Source organism: Microbacterium sp. LjRoot205 (assembly GCF_056175745.1).
Window position 1 is genome coordinate 1 of sequence record NZ_JBGFFH010000012.1, and the last position, 16,738, is coordinate 16,738.

Consider the following 16,738-nt stretch of genomic DNA (forward strand, 5'->3'; position numbering starts at 1 on the left):
GGCGTGATCGACGCTAATCGCAGTCTCATCCGGTATCGCCTCACTCAACCCAACACAAGCTTTATCGTCGCCGAGACGACCGAAACGGAGGCCGGTCCGGCCGGCACGTTCTGCGCGGCGAGCCCGCCAGTCAGGCCGGCGAGGAAACCCACGAGCAGGGTGATCAACGCCACGACCGATCCGATGAGCACGAACCTGCCACGAGCGAATCGGAGGTCACGCCAAGCGACGAACACGATGGTTCCTTCCAGGCTGCGTCTTGCTCGGCAGAAGAACGCTCCCGAGGTTGAATCGGTGTCCCTGGACGACGCGATCACCCTGGTGGAGTCGATCACCGCTGCGATGTGGCGACTGCGTGCCGCCCGCCACTATCTCGCAAACGGGTCATGGCGGAGCATGCTGCTCGCGCACGTGGAGGGCGACTGGGATGGCAACGCCGGCTGGGTTACCCCTGACGAAGACTGAGCATCAGTCCTCGTCCGCTTGCTCCTTTTCGAGGGATTCCTGTTCACTCTGGATGTAGGCGATTGAGCTGCTGTCGTGACGTGCAGGCGGGCGCTCATCGGGAATCCATGTGTCGGTGATCGCGAAGGGAATTCCTGGACCAATCGCGAGTTGGATCGAGACTTCATCTCGATCGTCCCGGTAGCCCGACACTGGCCAGACGGCGGATCGTCCGGCCTGCATGAAGTCGTGTGCGGCGTCATTAAACGTGGTTGCCAACTGATCCGAGATCGCGATGACAATTGAGCCATAGTGTAGGTGCTTCACTCGTGCACCATAGCGGGTCACGAGGGCGGCTGGTGTCTCTAGAGAATCGAGCGTGCAGATGGACAACGACAACCTTCGGATCACGTTGACTTGGCCGGTGAGCACCATCGACGGGGAGCCGTCGCTGACAAGCGGATCACTCACCATCACGCAGTACCCGAGTGGCGACTTCCTTCTCATGGTCAGTGCCGGGGACGAGCATTTCCCAGACGGCGCCGAGATCCAGTTCCCGGTGTCTGCCGAGCATGCGCAGCTCGTCAAACGCGCTCTCTCTGGCGAGCACATCGGAGAAATTGGGGAGTAACCACCGCGCGGGCTGTCCGGCAGAACTCAAGAGAGAGGGCCCCGCCGAGCTGGCGGGGCCCTCTCTCGACGTGTGCCGAGCGCACTACGGTTTCTCCGCTGCGGCCTTCTCTCGCTGCGCGATGCTTTTAGTCAAGACGACGCCGACGACCACGAGGCCAGACAGCGTGAAGATCAGCTTGAGTGACCATCCGATGGCGCCGGCGTAAGTGAGCATGTTGAACGTGGCGTGCTCGAGGATGAGGGCGACGATAGCTCCCGTGCGGCGGTACAGCAGAACCATCAGGAGGGCCCAGGCGGCGAGGCCGATCGCACCCCAGCCGTAGTACAGGTGAAAGGGCACCCGCACAGCAATCGCCGCGATGAGGACCACAGTCCAGCTGTGCCCGGTGGCACGGAGCGCAACGACGACGAGCGCGAGAAGGGCCAGCTCCTCGCTTGGGCCGGCCATCCCATCGTTGACGATATTGAGAACGTGCAGAAGCGGGTCATCGATCGGCGCAAGATCGAACTCGTTGGACGGCAACCCGAAGACCGTGCTGAGCGCCCCCGCGAGGGTGAATCCGATGAACACGGCGAGGTAGCCGACGGGGAACGTCTTGACGCTGGTCCTCCAGGTGGCACGTTGTACCTCAGCGCCCGCGTACCGACGAAACGCCCAGATCAACGCGGCCGCCATCAACACCACGGCGATCTGTCGTACGATGCCCGCCGTGGCGGTGGCAACGGTACCCGTGGGCCACGTGTCGGGCGCAGGAGTCCATCCGAGCAGCATCACGACAGCAACCCGGACCCCTTCGCTCCAGCCCACGAGGTAGATTCCGGCGATCGCTGCCCAGGCTGCGGCCTTCGCCCGGGCAGGGACCTCCCGGCGTGTGATGCCGGTGCGGTCGATCGCGAACTGTGCCGCGATCTCATCCCGGATCTGTCGCAGCGCGTCGCGCAGCGTCGTGCGCGCGGGTTTCTCTGGGACTGTCGTGTTCTCGGTCATGTCGTTTCCTTCCGTTCGTGGGGGCCGGGTTCCCGCCGTAGATCCGTGCGGGATTTCCACTCGTCGACGGGGCGAGAGGACCGGAAGCCATGGCGGTGGTACCACCCGGCCAGGCGACGCTCAGCGGTCCGCTGGGCCGCCTTGTACTCCTCCGGGGACGCATCCCGCGGCAGGTCCGGGTAGTCGGTCATCATGGTGCATACGATCGGCAGGGAGCGATGGTCTGCGTACCGGCATAGCTCCTGCAGGAGTGAGCTGCCGAAGCCCCTCCCCCGCACCGAGCCCATCACGATGTCGTCGAGGCGGATCTTTGACGCGCTCTCGGTGACGATCAGCTTGTACCTGCCGTAGTGAGCGAGATCCTCGGCGCGTGCCGGCAACGGCCGCTCGCGGGCGGGGAGATGGTCGATGAGCTCGCGCACGAGCCTGCGGCGTGCCCGCGCCGCCAGGGCGGCCACTGCCCGTTCGATCTCCTTCCGCGCGGCAGCGTCACCGAGAACGGTCGACGCGCGCGCGGGAGCCACGAGCGGCCGCAATGCGGCGGCAGCGCCCGCGAGATCCGCGTTCTCGTATCGCCCTGCCTCAAGCCGGGCGAGAGTCGCCTCCAGGCTGACGCCGGGGGCAAGGCTGAACACTCCCCACTCGTCCGGATCTGCGCCGGCACCGAGATGCGCGAGAGCATTCTCGTGCTCTCCGATTTCGTACCGTGCACGCTCGAAGGTGACCCGCGCCTCGTCGGCCGCGCGACGATGCGCACGCGCAGCGGCCACTCGGTACCACGGCGGCGGGATCCGATCGAGGATCGCTTGTGCCTCTCTCTGCTCGGCCTGCGCGCGCTGCCGTCCGAGAGCAGCTGCACGAGCCCGCTCTCCCGACTCACTCATGCGTACCCTCAAGAAGCTCTATAAATGAGCGCGGAAGGACGACGTTTCGCGGAGCTCCGGCGAACAATGGCGCGACCTCTGTGGGGGTGTGGCCAGCGATGCCACACCCAATCTCCGTCACCAAGAACGTCAGCTCTGGATGCGTGCGAGCGAACGCATAGAACGTGGCGGTTTCCTCCGCGATCACATCCAGACCAGACATCGACACCAGCGCGTATGAGCGGCCCTGGAGACCGTGAGCCTGCCCCATGATGGCGCCGAAGTCTCGCACGGCCTGTCGGGCGGCGCCGCCCGCGTGAGAGCCCGCAGCGTTCGATCCGAACACGAAGATCTCCCCCGGCCGCAGATCGGTGATCAGCTCTGCCCTACCGCGCCGCGAAAACAGTCCCATGGGTACTTAGCTGCCTTCGTTTGGTGCGGTTCCTGACAGCGCGTCCGAATACCCCTTGCCGTAGCCGGCGGCTTCTTCCGCCCGCAGCCGGGCGGTGATGCCCTCCGTCAGGGCCTCGTGGTACCGGACCGCTTCATCACGCGTGAGCTTTTGGATCAGCACGCCGATCCCGGCCGCCACGATGATCAGGATGTCGGCACCGAGGATCAGCTTCCACGCGTCCGGCACGTTCATCACGGACGACGTCAGTTCGGGTTCGAGGATCCCGCCGAGCACCATCACTGCCAGCAGGAGGACCGTGCCCCCTCCCACTGACCAGGCGATCCAGTGGAAGAACGCCCGCGTCGCGGAGATCGGCGTCGGGGCGGCAAGCTGACCTAGCGTGGCATCTGCCCTGAGTCCCCGAGTCTGCTCGATGCGGTCCTGGAGGCGGAGCGCGAGGATCACCAGCGCCCAGACGGCCACGACGGCGAGGACGAGAAACGCGGCCCACTCGGCCGACGTTCGGCCGACGGCCACGAGAGACACCGCCACCAGGCACAGGCCGATCGCGTGGACCCAGCGGGTGACGCGCTTGCGGCGTGCCATCCCGGGATCCCGAAAGACAGGCACCAGGAGAAAAGCGGCTCCCACCGCCGCCAGGACGAGGAAGAAGATGTCGTAGAACAGCATCGCGTCAGCTCCGGTCAGACCAGGTCGGGCATGTCCTCAGGCGAGGGAAGCTCGCTCGGCCACTGTTCGGGCAGCGTGCGTGTTCGAGAGACTTTCTCGACACGCCAGAACGGGCCATCGCTCGCCGTGATGATCGGCATGGCCGTGTCGAGGTAGTCGCGGAAGAAGACCGCCATACCGGTCGGCCCTTCAAGGCGCAGGAACTCCCACGCCCGCCACAGGGCTTCGAACCGGCTGAGGACCTCGGTGTACTCCCACCAGCGGGGATCCCATCGAGCCGGGGACAGGTCGCGCTTCCAGTGCGGCAACAGCCAGTGTTCGACCCACATATACACGTTCGGGTAGTACGTTTCGACCTCGGTCTCATCCGGGGTCTCGTCGTCGTAATCAGACATTCGATGTCTCCTCGAGGTGGCCCGTCTGGACGGCCTGCGCTTCGTAGTAGTCGCGGCTCGCGGCCACTTTCTCGCCGTACGGCTTCGCGGACCAGTGCTCGAGCGCGAACAGCGTCGCCGGCTGTGTCGCGGGGATCATCACCGCGCGGCCGCGCGGCATCGCCGCGAGCTCCGAGACGTCGAAGATCCGCTCGCGGCTGATACTGGTCGTCGTCGACCGGCCTCCGTGCTGCTGGGTGCTGGTGCGGTGCACCACGTCATGGTCCCCGATCAGCTGGGACAGGTGCGGAAGGAACTTATCGTCCGCGAGGCCGCTACCCGAGGCGCGAATATTCGCGGCTCCCCAGAGCTTGTCCATGCCGTTGATACCGAACGCTTCAACGCCCTGCTGCCAGGACTGGAAGAACGTGGAGACGATGATGCCGCGGCTGCCGTAGTGCGAGTACACATCGGGCAGGTCTCGCCACCGGCACACGTTCGCGGCCTCGTCGAGGACCGCCATCAACGGTGTCGCGAGGCGGCCGCCACGCATCCGGGAACCGACTTCCTCCGCGGCCGTGAGGACCGCCATCGTCAGCGCCGCGGTGATCGCCCTGGCGCTGCCACCGCCCTCGCGAGAGATCGCGTAGACGGTGTCGGTGGACTTGACGAAGTCGTACGGGTCGAAGTGCGGTCGCCCGTCGGTGTCCGTGATCCACGGGAGCACCTTCTTGTTGGCCAGGACGCCGATAAAGGTCCGCACCGTGCCGTACACGCCGTCACGCTGTTTCTCCGTGAGTGTCTGCGTCTTCGAGAGGCCCTGTGCCTGCGTGTAGTCGTCCTCGATGAGCAGCACAGACGGATCTCCGATCTCGGGATCTCGCCCGCTGGGATCCATCGCCCACAGGTACACGTCAGTGATGGGTCTCCCCGTCACCGCAGCGGTGAGGAACAACCGCGCGAGTGTCTCCCGGCCGGCCGGGCCGAAGTACGCATCTTCCTTCGCGTCAGCTTCTTGCGCGGCCGAGACGAACACGTCGACAAGCTTCTCTGCGCGTTCGAAGTTCGTCACGAACGACAGCGGATTCCACCACCAGGTGGGCTCTGCCCCGATGATGTCCTGCACGTCGTGGATCCACACGCGGCCGATCTCCGATCGCGGCCCGCGGGTGAGGTCGACGATGTCTCGCTTGTTCGACGTCGCGAACACCGGTCCCTGTGTCTCCAGGATCTGCGGCACGCACACGCAGCTCGTCTTGCCCGCACGCGGTCCCATGAGCCAGATCTGCACCCACTCCCACGTGCCGAAGAGGAACTTGCCGGACGGGACGTGTCGGCCGAGCGGGACACCGTCCGCTGCGCCTTCTGCGCCGAGACGGGCGGTGTCCTCCGCGACCTTCTTCTGCGTCATCTCATCCAGCTCGCGGATCTGTCCCATCGACGCCGCCTTGTGGTCGACCCGGGATCCCGATGACCGGCGCCGCAGCGCCAGCGTGGCGATCGCGGCGGCCGCCACCCCCAGGACAATCAGCCCGAGCAGGAAGATCACGACCTGCAGCGGCGCCGGCGACAGCTTCCCTGTCAGAACAGCCGCCAGCACCGTGAAAGGGTCACGCCGGCCGAGCTCGTCGACGCCGGGGTTGGTGAGCGCAGCCAACCAGCCCAGCACCCCGACGAACATCGCGACCGCGAGTACCCCGCCGATCACCAGCCACCCGGTGTCGGCCGCGAGAGGCTGTGCCCGCCGGTTCGGACGCATCAGGCCGCCTCCTCCAGCGTCTCGGTAACGCGTGCCGCGTTCGCACGGAACCGCTCTGCCGCTGTCGTCCAGGCCCGGTTCGTGTTGTTCACGTCCATCTCTGCAGCCGTGAGTTCCACCTCGAACGGTGTCCCCGGCTTCTTTCCGATCTTGAGCAAGAACTTTCCTCGCCCAGGCGGGACCGCCTGTGTGCCCGTGTGCGGGTTCAGCGACCCGTCGGCACTCCAGTCCATGATCATCGACTTCTCGCGTGCCGACATGGCGAAAACCTGCTCCAGGTTCCCCATCTCGGACTGCGCGAGCCCGCCGATGAACACCATCGCGGACCGGGCCACGAAGCCCCACGCGATCGTCGTCAGCTCGTCAGACGACAGCTTGAGGTCATCCATCGTGTGCGTGATCATCGCCTGTGCGATACCGCGTGCACGGTTCAGACGCGTCAGCGCGTCGACGAAGAACACCATCGCCGAACTGGCGCGCAACATGCGCCACAGCTCATCCATCACCAGGAAGTAGTGACGGCGGGGCCGCAGGGCGGCATCCGCGAGGTACTTCTCCGCGTCGACGACCGCAGACCCGAACGACCACGACACGGCCTGCACCGCCGCCTGCAGGGTCAGGTCGCCGTCATCGATCGACGACAGATCGAACACGACCGGCCGACCGGCCTCGATCTGCACGGTGCTATCACCGTCGAAGATCGACCCGTACACACCCGACGAGGTCAACGCAATCAGACCGTCCAGCAGCAGCTCCGTGCGCTCCGCATACCGTTCTTCATCGCCACGGTCCTGCGCGATCGCGGCGAGGCGCGGGTGACGAGAGCGCACCAGGGCCACCAGGTCGCTAATCCGCGGCTGCCGGCCTTCCTTCTCGATGTCGAACTCTTCATCGAGGATGCGCAGGCCCTCCACGACCATGCTGCGTTCCTTCTCGCTGATCCGGGCATCACGGCCCAGCTCCAGCAGACCCGTCACGAGAGTGGCCCGACGCCGCTTCATCGCGTCGATAGCCTCACGCCGCGGCGCGTCGCCACGGGTGATGTCGTCGGGGATCTGCTCGAGCTCGCTCAGCAACTGGCTGAAATCGAGGATGTTGATGACTTCCTGGCCAGGGCCCAGGTGGAACACCTGCCCGCCCATCGCGTCGATCAGATCCACGTAGTCGGGCTTCGTGTCGCTGAGGACCATCGGGATGTGCCCCCAGGCCTCCAGCACCGTCACGATGCGACGTACGAGCGTCGACTTTCCCAGACCGGGACGGCCGAGAACGAAGCACGAGGGCTGGTTGATCAGATTGGCGAGGAACCAACTGATCGGATCGGCGCAGACCACCGTGCCTTTCAGCAGGTTCTTCCCGAGGGGGACGCCCACGGGAAGGTCGCTCGAACCGGCGATGAACGGCCAGAGACCGCACACCTGCACCGTGGTGCCCTGTGCTTCCGGCAGCGGCTCGATCCAGGGCATCCGCCCCGTGCCGCTGGTACGCCAGCCTCGACGCCCCGCACGCCCCAGCGCACGGCGGCGCTGCGTCCGGGTGCGGTCAAGGAACTGCAGCCAGCGTTGCAGCGGAGTGACAGCCGGGGGTCGCACCTTGTGCTCCAGGCGCTTTGCCTCACGCGGGGTCAGCCGCAGCTCTCCCGCCTCCGTCTGTCGTAGTTGCGCTCTTGTCGTCGTCATCGTCATCACAGCCAGTCCCTAATCTGATCGGGCAACGTCATGTGCGCGGGCAGAACCACGCCCAGGGGCAGGCCCGCGAGGAATGCCACGTCCTCGTTCCCCAGCGCCTCACGGATCTTGAGGCGCGCCTGATTCGTCAGCGACGGGATGACCTTCTCCAGACGCGGGAACTCATCGTTCGTCCGGCACGTCGTGGTGATGATCATGCCGAACCGGACGAGGCCCGCACCCGCGGCCTCTTCCTCGGCCGCCTTGTTCGCGAACCGGATGCGGTTCTTTTGCCGGGCCGTCGCGCGCTGCTTCGTCGACGAGTTGAACTGCGCGTTGTTGATCTCGGCCTCGATCACATCCGGCGCATCCCCAGCGGGGATCGGACGATACAGGATCGTCACCCGCTTGCGGAGAACGCCCTTCATCGGCTCGAATGCGCGGCGCAGCGCCGTCTCGTAGAACTTTGATCGCGGACCCTCGTACATCGTCCACGACTTCGACACTCCCCGGTCGTGGTAGTACCGGTCGTATTTCGCCTCCGAGAACGCAGGGCCGGCCTCCGACCAGGTCAGGCCTGTCCCGCCCTCCTGGCGGGCCTGCTCGACGCGGGCCGACACCGTCGGGTCGTACGCCACGCGGGTGAAGTCCACGATGTCCTGCGCCGTGCACGCCTGCGCCCCGGTGCCAGCTCCCGTCATGCCCAGCGAAGCCAACAGGACCGGGAGGCGGTTGCCGATCTCGTCCGCCATCTCCTGCACGCCCCGATCGGAGTTCTTCGACTCCAGACCCGTGCCATTGAACGTCAGCGCCAGACGCGTGCTCAGCTGAGGAGCACCGCCCGACAGCGTGTCCGCGAGGCCACCGACAACGGCGGTAGAGAAGTCGCTGCCGTGGTCAGACACGTTCTCCGCGACCATGCGCCGCAGCCGCAGGCCAGAATCCGGCGCGCTCTCGATCGTGACAGATGCGCCGACGATCGAATCCTCCACACCCAGCTGGGCCAGCCAGCCACCCCAGTGAGCGACCTGCCGGTTGATCCGCTCCTGATCCACGAGTGAGTCCCCATCGGGGAAGCACTCGATCACCACGGTGTAGTGCTTTGTCGTCGCTGTGGAGAGACGGATCATCCCGAACGGGTTGCCGTAGCTGTCTTTGTGCTCGCTCAGCTCTGACGCCGTCAGCAGGCCCGGCAGACGGAAGCTCCCATCCGGGATCCGTCCCGCAGGCCCCGCAACCAGAAGCGTGTCGCCGCGACGCTCCGCAGCGCGGAATGCCATGCGGTTCGCCTTGCGCCGATACCAATTGCGGCCCTGCTTGACGGTGACCACGGTCACTACCGCCGCCGCCACGCCGAGGAGCGTGATGATGCCGGCAGCAAGCCACCAGCCGCGCACGATGCATCCAATGAGGACGAGTGCGAACGGGATAGACCCGAACGTCACACCCGCACCCAGCCCGCCGATGCCGAGCTTGGCGGGCATGACGATGTTGCCGTGCTCCACCATCGTGGTGTCATTGCTACTCATCGTTCGACCCCTGTTCGTCAATTCCGTTACTGCTGCTCGATGCCGAGCTGCCGAGACTGTTCATCGCGGATCCCGCCGCATTCCACCCAGAGGAACTACCGCCGCTCGAGGGCGCAGCTCCACCGCTGTCCGCAGCGGCAGGTGCCGCACCGCCCGGGCTCGTCGACGGCGAGGATGCGGCGGCCGACGTTCCGGACTCGGCCGCCGTAGCAGCGCCCGTTCCTCCGCTCGCCGCCGCTCCCCCGGTCGCAGCGCCCGTCGACGCCGCGGTGCCTCCGGCAGCCGCTCCACCTGCAGCTGCAGTCGATGCAGCGCCACCGGCCGCGGCGCCGGCACCACCGGCTCCTGCAGCAGCGCCCGCGGCCGGTGCAGCCGCTCCACCGGTCGCGGCTACCGCCCCGACCATCACGACGGCCGACCCGGCTGCAGCAACGCCAGCGACCGCCGCGCCACCCGAGAACGCGTTCGAGGTTGCCGCCGCTGCCACCGGCACCAGGAACTTGATCAGTGCAGGCAGAGCGAGGGCCGCCATGCCGAGAATCACCATGGCGACGCAGGCGTTGTAGATCGACTTCCCGATGTCATCGAGGCCCTCGATCGCCGGCGGGTTCTTCATCTGCATCATCCCGAAGGCGTAGATGATCGCAGCCACCGGCTTGAACAGAATCACGGCCAGCAACCAGCCCTGCAGCTGACGAAATGCGTTCGACCCCATCTCGGTCCCACTCCCCGCGGCCACCGCTGGCAGCAGAGCGAACATCGTCGACGCGAGAGCACCCTGAATCACCATGAACAGGACATTCACCACGGCGCCGAGAAGGCCGATGATCGCGAGGAACAGCCCGCCACCCGGGTATATCAGCATCATCTCCGAGAGAGACAGCATGCCCGACAGGCTCAGCTCCTCCCCCGTCGCCTTCTGGATGATCCACGGCGCGAACTGGTCGCCCGCCGTCATCAGACCCGCGAACGCCACCGCGTACACGCCCGTGACCAGGATGAGGTTCACGACCATCTTGACCGCCGGCAGACCGGACTTGAAGTCGTTCGAGATCGCCATGCGACCCAGACCGATAAGAAGTCCGATCAGTGCAATCGCGGCCGTGTACCAGCCCATCCACCCGTTGATCTGACCAATCGCCGGGGCTGTCACATCCGCGCTCGGGATGCCCACCCAGAACGAGTTGATCCACCCGAGAAAATCGATCAGCAGCTTCCAGATATCACGCACGAAATCCGTGAACGCGCTATTGGCAGCGTCACTGATGCCCTCGCCAGCCCAGCAGAGTGCGTCCCAAACCTGGCACTCCTCTTCCTCAGCTGCCATGCGGATCATTGCGAAGCGCTCCAGTCCGTGTATCCGGCCAACGGGTCGAGAGTGGGGCGGAGAGTGATTCTCTCGACATCGACCAGCCAGGTATCCCTCTCGCTGTCCCAGACAAGGGTGAACGACACATAGGCGGTCACCGTCTCGGACCCAGCACTCTGGCTCATGCCGACCCGAATCACGACCTCCTCCGGTTCGACACTGTCGAACCGGAAACCCGAGATCTGAGCGGTGCGACCCGGTTCGGGCGAACGAGCCAGTGAGGCGTTCTCCTCGATAAACGGAGCCCGCCCGTTGTTGTCTACGGCCGCATCTTCGACGAAAGCCCGGAATGCATCGGCATCAGTGCTCTCCTGTAGCCCAGCCATGAAGCTGGTCGCCGCGAAAAGTGCTCCCGTCGGTGAGGGAGCGAAGCAGCCCCAGAGAGTGTCGTCGGCCGATGCCGCGGCATACTCACTCGACGTGGGGGTGAGCAGTCCCATGCGGTTGACCCACTCGGCGTCGGGTCCGACCGTGGGGATGTCTGATCCCGAGGGCAGGTCGCAGACACCCCCTGTCTCGGGCGGAGTCGACTCGTCCTCGCCCGGCTGCGCGGACGGTGTCGACGGTGCGCCTGATGGCGAGGTGCCCCCTTCGGGGTTGTCCCTGCCGCCGAAGGTCAGCACCAGTACGAGAGCGGCGATGACAGCGAGCACCAAAATCGCTGCCGCCAGCCACCACGCGTTGAACTTGACCAGGCCGCGGTTGCTATCGCTGTTGTCGTCGCTCATGATCTCTCCCCTGCTCAGCCGGTGAACGTTGCGATGATGCCGCCGGCAGCGCCGACGAGGACACACACGATGAGCGCGATCACGAGGCCCTTGAAGCCCTGGATCTCGCGGCCCGTGAATGCGGCGAATGCGAGGTACCCGGCGCTCGCGAGGAAGCCGGCAAGACCCAGGATGAGCGCACCCCAGGCCAGCCAGTTGATCAGCGTGGATACGCCCTCCGTGCCCGGAGGCTGCTCCGGCTCAGGGTTGGGCAGGACGCCGGTGATCGCGGTCGCGACCTCAATCAGAGTGTTCATTTCTTTCCTTCCGTAGGCGGGGTTTGAGCAAGCTTGCGAATGCGTCCGATGGTCCACCGGACGCGAGGAGAAGAGGTCTTGAGAGTGGGCTCGGCCAGGCGCCATCCCTCGGCCCAGGGAACCCGCCACCCGTGCGGCGTCATCCGGCCGATGCGCTCAACGGCCTTGAGCTGCGCTTTGGTCAGCTGTGGGCCGTCGTCGACGAGCACGATTCCCAGGAGGCGGCTGTCCCGGTACTCCCCCGCAGCCCATGCCAGCGCGAATCTCTCGGCCGTCTGGAGGCCGTGATAGTGGGTGCGTGCCACCGCAAGAACGTTCATCGGCATACCGGGATACGAGGAGACGGGCCAGGCCCGGTGTCCTTCGCGGGCGGCTTCCCCCGGCAGATCCGACGCCTGTTCACGGATCAGGCCCGCGATCGTCGAGGCTCCCGCGCCGCCGTGCAGTGCGATGACATACACGAGAGCACCGGGTGTCTCGGGGATCGTCGGGAAGACCTGCTCGAGCGGATGCGGAACCGACGGCGCAGACTCTGGCGTCGGCGGACCCACGAGTTCCTCGCCGCGCAGCTGGTCGACGTCGGCGTCGCTCTGCTCGGCGCCGCGCACCCGATGGAACGGGTTAACACGGGTCGTCGGTGTATCTGTCATCGAAGCCCCCCTCGTGTACAGGATCTAATGCGATCCTATAGTATCAAGGGTGAGTCAGATACGGGGGGTGGGAAAATGACGAAACCGTCATCTAGTAGACGCCGAAACTCGCGGAATATGACGCGGAAGTCGAGAACTTCCCACATCAGCGTCATAGCCGTTGGTCTCATGCTCACGCTATCGGCGTGCACCGACGCGGGACCAACACCTAACCCGAGCCCGTCACCCACGGACACAGCGACGGTCCAGCCCGCTCCCACCAGCACCATCGCGCCGGACGCGCTCGACGACGGGGTGCGGGTGGCTGAGGAAGCCATGACCAGCTTCGCGAACCACAACCGCTCCTACGAGGAGTGGTGGGCCGAGCTCTCTCCCATGCTCACCAACGACGCCCTGCTGGCATACGAGGGCACAAACCCCGCCAGGGTTCGTCCCTCCCAGGTCACGGGCCCCGGTGTCGTCGCCAGTGCCCCGAACTTCAATCAGATGAGCGTGCTCGTGCCCACCGACGTCGGCCAGTACACGATCGAACTCATCCGTCAGGGAGACGGACACGGGAACGGCACACCATCCTGGTTCGTGGACCGCCTCACTCCCCCGGCGGATCTGGGATGAAGGGCGCAGCCGCCGCCGTTTGCGGTGTCATCTGCATCCCGCTCATCGCGATCTTCGTCCTCATCGCCACGTCGTGCTCTTCCCTCCCCGGAGGTAAGTTCCCCACGATCGACTACGAGGTGAACATCGAGAACCTGCCCGTCGACGAGGTCGGCACCTGGAAGGGCGAGCAGCTGGTCAACGCGGCGATCATCATGAACGCCGCCACGGAGCTGAAGCTGCCCGTCAAGGCACAGGTCATCGGCGTGATGACCGCTATGGGCGAATCGTCGCTGATCAACCTCAGCCACGACGACGACGCCACCAACCCGGATGGCTCTATCGCGGACGGTGGCGGTCTCTTCCAGCAGCAGGTGTCGCAAGGTTGGGGAACCTGGGAGGAAGTCACGGACCCGGCGACGGCATCCCGCACCTTCCTGACCCGGCTGGCAGAGGTCGCCGGGTGGGAAGCGATGGAGCCGAGCATTGCCGCCCACAAGGTGCAGGGCAACGACGACCCGTACCACTACGAGAAGTTTTATGAGGACGCCGTCGACGTCGTCGCAGCTCTCGCGGGAGTGAACATCGACCCCGGCAACGGGGCAGAAGCAGCCCAGTGCGCGAACCCGATCGGCAATAACGGCAACTTCCCGCCCGGGAAGAATCCCCCCGGCCAGTGGGGCGGTTTCGAGAACGGCCGCATCGATGAGAGCCTCCTCGCGCCCATCCCGTGGGCCTCGAACTACACCCTGCGTGGTGACGCCGTCGCCAACCTGATCGCGATGAACAACGCCTTCCGGGCGGAGTTTGGCTACGACCTGCCCATCAACGACGGGTACCGCGATTACGCCGGCCAGGTCGAGGCCAAAGCGATCTACGGAGACGAGGCCGCCGAACCCGGCACCTCCAACCACGGATGGGCGCTCGCTATCGACGTCGGCGACCGCAGCCACTACCGGCTGAGCTTCTCCCACCCGATCTACCTGTGGTTGAAAGCCAACGCCCCCCGCTACGGCTGGGTGCACCCCGATTGGGCCGAACCCGGCGGACCAGGCCCCGACGAAGCCTGGCACTGGGAATTCTGGGGCATTGAGGAGACCATCCCCGCATGAGCGACATCGATCTGACCACCGTTCCCCCCTACCCCGTCTACCGCCTCGAGGTCGACGCCGAGGGCGCCGTCACTCTCGACGGTGTACCCATCGCCACCGGCGAGGGTGCCACCGAGGCGGCGATCGACCACGTCGCCGGCATCCTGCAGGCCGACGGACACGACGCCGTCCGCGTCATCGCCGTCACCCCCGACGGCACAGACCGGATGGTCGTCGAAGCTGACGGCACCACCCACGTCATCGTCGACCAGGTGCACGACGGCAAAATGGCGATCGGCAACCGGCGCGTCAGTCGACGCGCTGTCATCGCCTCGATCGTCACCGTCTCCGGTCTCGTCGTCATCGGCGCGGCCACGCCGGTCGCGATCGCGCTCACGCGGCCTGCACCGACGCCGACGGCCACCATCGCGCCGCCGCCCGGTGTCGGCGAGCAGCTCGCCGTCCTCTCTCCTCCCGGATACGACCAGTCGGCAGCGTGGGCCGTGCCGATCCGCTCCAACACGGAACCCACCTTCCTCCCAGACGGACGTGTCGCGGTCACCACCGAAGCCGGAGATCTCCGGCTTCTGGATCCCGACACCGGAAAGACGGTCTGGAAAGGCAACGGCTCCCCCCGTGGAGGCGCGCAGCTCGCGGCCACCACCATCGACGGGTACGAGGTCCTCGCAACCTCGCGCTCCAACGCCCTCACCGTCTGGCCTCTGTACGTGGAAGACAGCACAGTCGACTCCGTCGACTACGACCTCCCCCGCGGTGCCGACGTAACTTTCCTCGGCACCGAACCGCTGATCGTCCTCCCCGATCAGACCGTGGGCTTCGTCACCGCTGACGGCATCACCCGACAGGACATCCCCGTCACCGCTCTCCCCGTGATGACCACCGACGCCGGCGTGATCGCCGTCGACGACACCACGATCTACACCATCACCGTCGACGGTGACGTATCCGAGACCCCGTACACCCGTCCCGAGGGGACCACCGAGCTCAGTAACGTCTCTGCAGCTGACGCCAACACCCTCATCGCCGTCTGGAGCACCGAAGGGCAGCAGAGCATCGTCGCGGCCGTCGACGTCGCCACGGGAGAAACCCTCTCCCAGGCTGAAACCCGCACGAGCGGCATCCGCAGTGACTCCGTGCCGCTGCACGCGATCGACGGGGCCACACTCACCTACGGCAACGTCTGGATCCGGTACGGCACCAATCCGAGTGTTCAACCGCTCGGCAACCTCACGCCCACCGCAATCACCGGCACCATTGTGTACGGGACAGCCAGCCGTCAAGCTAGCTGGACCAACGTCAGCGATGACCAGCCACAGGTGACCCCGTTCACTACCCGAGAACTCCCGCTAGACCCGATAGCACCCAGCGGGATCACCACCGAGATGGCCTGGATCGTCGCAGACAAAGTCGAAACCACCTACCTGTACGCCCTCCCTCGACGAACCGGCCCTGGCGGCCCGACCGCCACGCCCGCACCCTAAAGGATGCTGAGCCGCATGCCTGCTACCCCAAATCTCTTTGACGACGCCGTCAACCTGGTGCGCAACCGCGCACACCTCCGCGTGGTCGAATACATACGCGAGAACCCTGGTGCCTACCTCTCCGACATCCTCGCCGGCACCGACACTCCCCGAGGATCCCTGGGCCGCGTCCTGCGTACCCTCGTCGAACTCGACGTCGTCACCATCGATGTGCCGCCCGAGAAACGCGGCACCGGCCGCAACTTTCGATACACCGTCAACGAGAAGCGCGTCCGCCAGATTCTCGCCGCGCTGCACGTCGAACTCCTCGGAGAGTAACGGTGCTGCCGCCGGCGAGATTGCAAACATCGTGCAAGCTTGCAGTTAACCTGCCTGCTTGATAGCCTCGGAACCGGCTACGGCAGACTTGGCAGATGCCTCGCTACGCATCTCCCGATCAGCCGCTGCCTCCTGAACCAGCGAGGGCGGTCAAAGTGTTTGGTGCGAACCCCATCCGAGCGGCTATCGTGCGGCTCCTAGCGACCAACCCCGAGCCCATGACGACAGGCGAGATCGAGAAGGCTCTCGGAGGTGCCTCGCACCGCACGATCTTCAACCACGTGCGCGAACTCGAAGCTGACGGCATTGTCACCTCGGACGCCCGCGACGACCGCAATGGGCAGCGCGTCAGATACGCAGCTGATCGCGAGGCGATCCGCCGCGAACTCCGCGAGTACTACCGGTACCTCCTCGGAGAGCCCCTGACGGGCGACGACGCCAGCTGAGATGCCGGGTTTCAAGTACGGGTTGAAGCCCCGGAGTGTCGCAGCTGAGTTAACCCTGACCTTGGGGTTAACTGAGGGCATGGCTGACGAAAAGAAGCGGCGGACCTACCGCCGTCCCAGAGGGACGATGGTCCAGCCGACCAACCTCGGTTACGAGGTGGAATTCACTAGCAAGTCGACATGGGAAACGCTCGCGCAGGATCTTGAGATTTCCCCGTCGGAGCTGTTCGACGTCATGGTCGAGCACCTTCCGCTAGACGCCTATGGGCGTCCCACTTGGTTCCCCGAACGGCCACCAAAAGACGGGATGCTGCACGTGCCAGCCGCTTAACCAGATGAGGCCCGCCAGGGGCGGGCCTCGAAGTCTGTGCCTCATCTGATGAAAGTTTGGCGACCGAATCAG

At 65.7% G+C, this 16,738-nt stretch carries 21 protein-coding genes and 1 pseudogene; 8 read left to right on the forward strand and 14 right to left on the reverse strand.

Annotated features, from left to right (window positions below):
- Nucleotides 1-98 precede the first annotated feature (98 nt).
- A pseudogene (locus AC04ME_RS18110) lies at nucleotides 99-236 on the reverse strand (ABC transporter permease); the annotation flags it as partial.
- A gap of 58 nt (nucleotides 237-294) precedes the next feature.
- Here AC04ME_RS18110 and AC04ME_RS18115 point away from each other — a divergent pair.
- On the forward strand, nucleotides 295-465 hold the full coding sequence (locus AC04ME_RS18115; RefSeq protein ID WP_451232431.1) for a hypothetical protein: 171 nt from the start codon (nucleotides 295-297) through the stop codon (nucleotides 463-465).
- Nucleotides 466-468: 3 nt separating this feature from the next.
- On the opposite strand, the gene AC04ME_RS18120 is transcribed toward AC04ME_RS18115, so the two are convergent.
- Nucleotides 469-771, reverse strand: coding sequence for a hypothetical protein (locus AC04ME_RS18120; protein WP_475436430.1), 303 nt, complete (start codon nucleotides 769-771; stop codon nucleotides 469-471).
- A 52-nt stretch (nucleotides 772-823) separates the two neighbouring features.
- Here AC04ME_RS18120 and AC04ME_RS18125 point away from each other — a divergent pair, with 52 nt between their 5' ends.
- The gene (locus tag AC04ME_RS18125; RefSeq protein ID WP_475436431.1) at nucleotides 824-1,075 is read left to right on the forward strand and encodes a hypothetical protein; all 252 of its coding nucleotides are present in this window, start codon (nucleotides 824-826) and stop codon (nucleotides 1,073-1,075) included.
- A gap of 84 nt (nucleotides 1,076-1,159) precedes the next feature.
- Here the strand turns inward: AC04ME_RS18125 and AC04ME_RS18130 are convergent, their stop codons facing one another.
- The 12 genes from AC04ME_RS18130 to AC04ME_RS18185 all read right to left on the reverse strand — a co-directional run bounded on the left by AC04ME_RS18130 (nucleotide 1,160) and on the right by AC04ME_RS18185 (nucleotide 12,384).
- Nucleotides 1,160-2,065 (reverse strand): CPBP family glutamic-type intramembrane protease, encoded by a 906-nt coding sequence (locus AC04ME_RS18130; RefSeq protein WP_067117778.1) that lies wholly within the window; start codon nucleotides 2,063-2,065, stop codon nucleotides 1,160-1,162.
- Nucleotides 2,062-2,949 (reverse strand): hypothetical protein, encoded by an 888-nt coding sequence (locus tag AC04ME_RS18135; protein ID WP_455905684.1) that lies wholly within the window; start codon nucleotides 2,947-2,949, stop codon nucleotides 2,062-2,064. The genes AC04ME_RS18130 and AC04ME_RS18135 overlap by 4 nt, the downstream gene beginning before the upstream one ends.
- On the reverse strand, nucleotides 2,942-3,340 hold the full coding sequence (locus tag AC04ME_RS18140; RefSeq protein ID WP_067117771.1) for an A1S_2505 family phage non-structural protein: 399 nt from the start codon (nucleotides 3,338-3,340) through the stop codon (nucleotides 2,942-2,944). Before AC04ME_RS18140 ends, AC04ME_RS18135 begins: the two co-directional genes overlap by 8 nt.
- Nucleotides 3,341-3,346: 6 nt before the next feature.
- Entirely contained in the window at nucleotides 3,347-4,012 is a 666-nt protein-coding gene (locus tag AC04ME_RS18145; RefSeq protein ID WP_067117768.1) for a hypothetical protein, read from the reverse strand.
- 14 nt (nucleotides 4,013-4,026) lie between these two features.
- Nucleotides 4,027-4,407: a DUF4913 domain-containing protein gene (locus tag AC04ME_RS18150; RefSeq protein ID WP_218682577.1), complete on the reverse strand. Its 381-nt coding sequence runs from the start codon at nucleotides 4,405-4,407 to the stop codon at nucleotides 4,027-4,029.
- Complete coding sequence (locus AC04ME_RS18155; RefSeq protein WP_455905683.1) at nucleotides 4,400-6,145, reverse strand: type IV secretory system conjugative DNA transfer family protein; 1,746 nt, start codon at nucleotides 6,143-6,145, stop codon at nucleotides 4,400-4,402. Before AC04ME_RS18155 ends, AC04ME_RS18150 begins: the two co-directional genes overlap by 8 nt.
- Nucleotides 6,145-7,824 (reverse strand): hypothetical protein, encoded by a 1,680-nt coding sequence (locus AC04ME_RS18160; protein WP_455905682.1) that lies wholly within the window; start codon nucleotides 7,822-7,824, stop codon nucleotides 6,145-6,147. Before AC04ME_RS18160 ends, AC04ME_RS18155 begins: the two co-directional genes overlap by 1 nt.
- 5 nt (nucleotides 7,825-7,829) lie before the next feature.
- Nucleotides 7,830-9,341, reverse strand: a complete 1,512-nt coding sequence (locus tag AC04ME_RS18165) for an SCO6880 family protein (RefSeq protein ID WP_475436434.1) — start codon at nucleotides 9,339-9,341, stop codon at nucleotides 7,830-7,832.
- Entirely contained in the window at nucleotides 9,334-10,572 is a 1,239-nt protein-coding gene (locus tag AC04ME_RS18170; protein WP_455905680.1) for a hypothetical protein, read from the reverse strand. Before AC04ME_RS18170 ends, AC04ME_RS18165 begins: the two co-directional genes overlap by 8 nt.
- A 101-nt stretch (nucleotides 10,573-10,673) precedes the next feature.
- Complete coding sequence (locus AC04ME_RS18175; protein WP_067117749.1) at nucleotides 10,674-11,438, reverse strand: DUF8175 domain-containg protein; 765 nt, start codon at nucleotides 11,436-11,438, stop codon at nucleotides 10,674-10,676.
- A gap of 14 nt (nucleotides 11,439-11,452) precedes the next feature.
- Nucleotides 11,453-11,734 carry a hypothetical protein gene (locus AC04ME_RS18180; protein WP_067117746.1) on the reverse strand — a complete coding sequence of 94 codons (282 nt, stop codon included), beginning with the start codon at nucleotides 11,732-11,734 and terminating at the stop codon, nucleotides 11,453-11,455.
- A complete protein-coding gene (locus tag AC04ME_RS18185; protein WP_475436437.1) occupies nucleotides 11,731-12,384 on the reverse strand; it encodes a DUF6668 family protein in 654 nt (217 codons plus the stop codon). The genes AC04ME_RS18180 and AC04ME_RS18185 overlap by 4 nt, the downstream gene beginning before the upstream one ends.
- Nucleotides 12,385-12,684: 300 nt before the next feature.
- Here AC04ME_RS18185 and AC04ME_RS18190 point away from each other — a divergent pair, with 300 nt between their 5' ends.
- From AC04ME_RS18190 to AC04ME_RS18215, 6 genes are all read left to right on the forward strand, one after another.
- Nucleotides 12,685-12,999, forward strand: coding sequence for a hypothetical protein (locus AC04ME_RS18190; RefSeq protein ID WP_475436438.1), 315 nt, complete (start codon nucleotides 12,685-12,687; stop codon nucleotides 12,997-12,999).
- Nucleotides 12,996-14,090 carry a M15 family metallopeptidase gene (locus AC04ME_RS18195; protein ID WP_455905677.1) on the forward strand — a complete coding sequence of 365 codons (1,095 nt, stop codon included), beginning with the start codon at nucleotides 12,996-12,998 and terminating at the stop codon, nucleotides 14,088-14,090. The genes AC04ME_RS18190 and AC04ME_RS18195 overlap by 4 nt, the downstream gene beginning before the upstream one ends.
- Complete coding sequence (locus AC04ME_RS18200) at nucleotides 14,087-15,571, forward strand: hypothetical protein (protein ID WP_455905676.1); 1,485 nt, start codon at nucleotides 14,087-14,089, stop codon at nucleotides 15,569-15,571. Before AC04ME_RS18195 ends, AC04ME_RS18200 begins: the two co-directional genes overlap by 4 nt.
- Before the next feature lie 15 nt (nucleotides 15,572-15,586).
- On the forward strand, nucleotides 15,587-15,889 hold the full coding sequence (locus AC04ME_RS18205; protein WP_455905675.1) for a helix-turn-helix domain-containing protein: 303 nt from the start codon (nucleotides 15,587-15,589) through the stop codon (nucleotides 15,887-15,889).
- Nucleotides 15,890-15,984: 95 nt separating this feature from the next.
- Nucleotides 15,985-16,335: an ArsR/SmtB family transcription factor gene (locus AC04ME_RS18210; RefSeq protein ID WP_455905674.1), complete on the forward strand. Its 351-nt coding sequence runs from the start codon at nucleotides 15,985-15,987 to the stop codon at nucleotides 16,333-16,335.
- A gap of 79 nt (nucleotides 16,336-16,414) precedes the next feature.
- On the forward strand, nucleotides 16,415-16,666 hold the full coding sequence (locus AC04ME_RS18215) for a hypothetical protein (RefSeq protein ID WP_455905673.1): 252 nt from the start codon (nucleotides 16,415-16,417) through the stop codon (nucleotides 16,664-16,666).
- The last annotated feature ends 72 nt before the right edge of the window (nucleotides 16,667-16,738 follow it).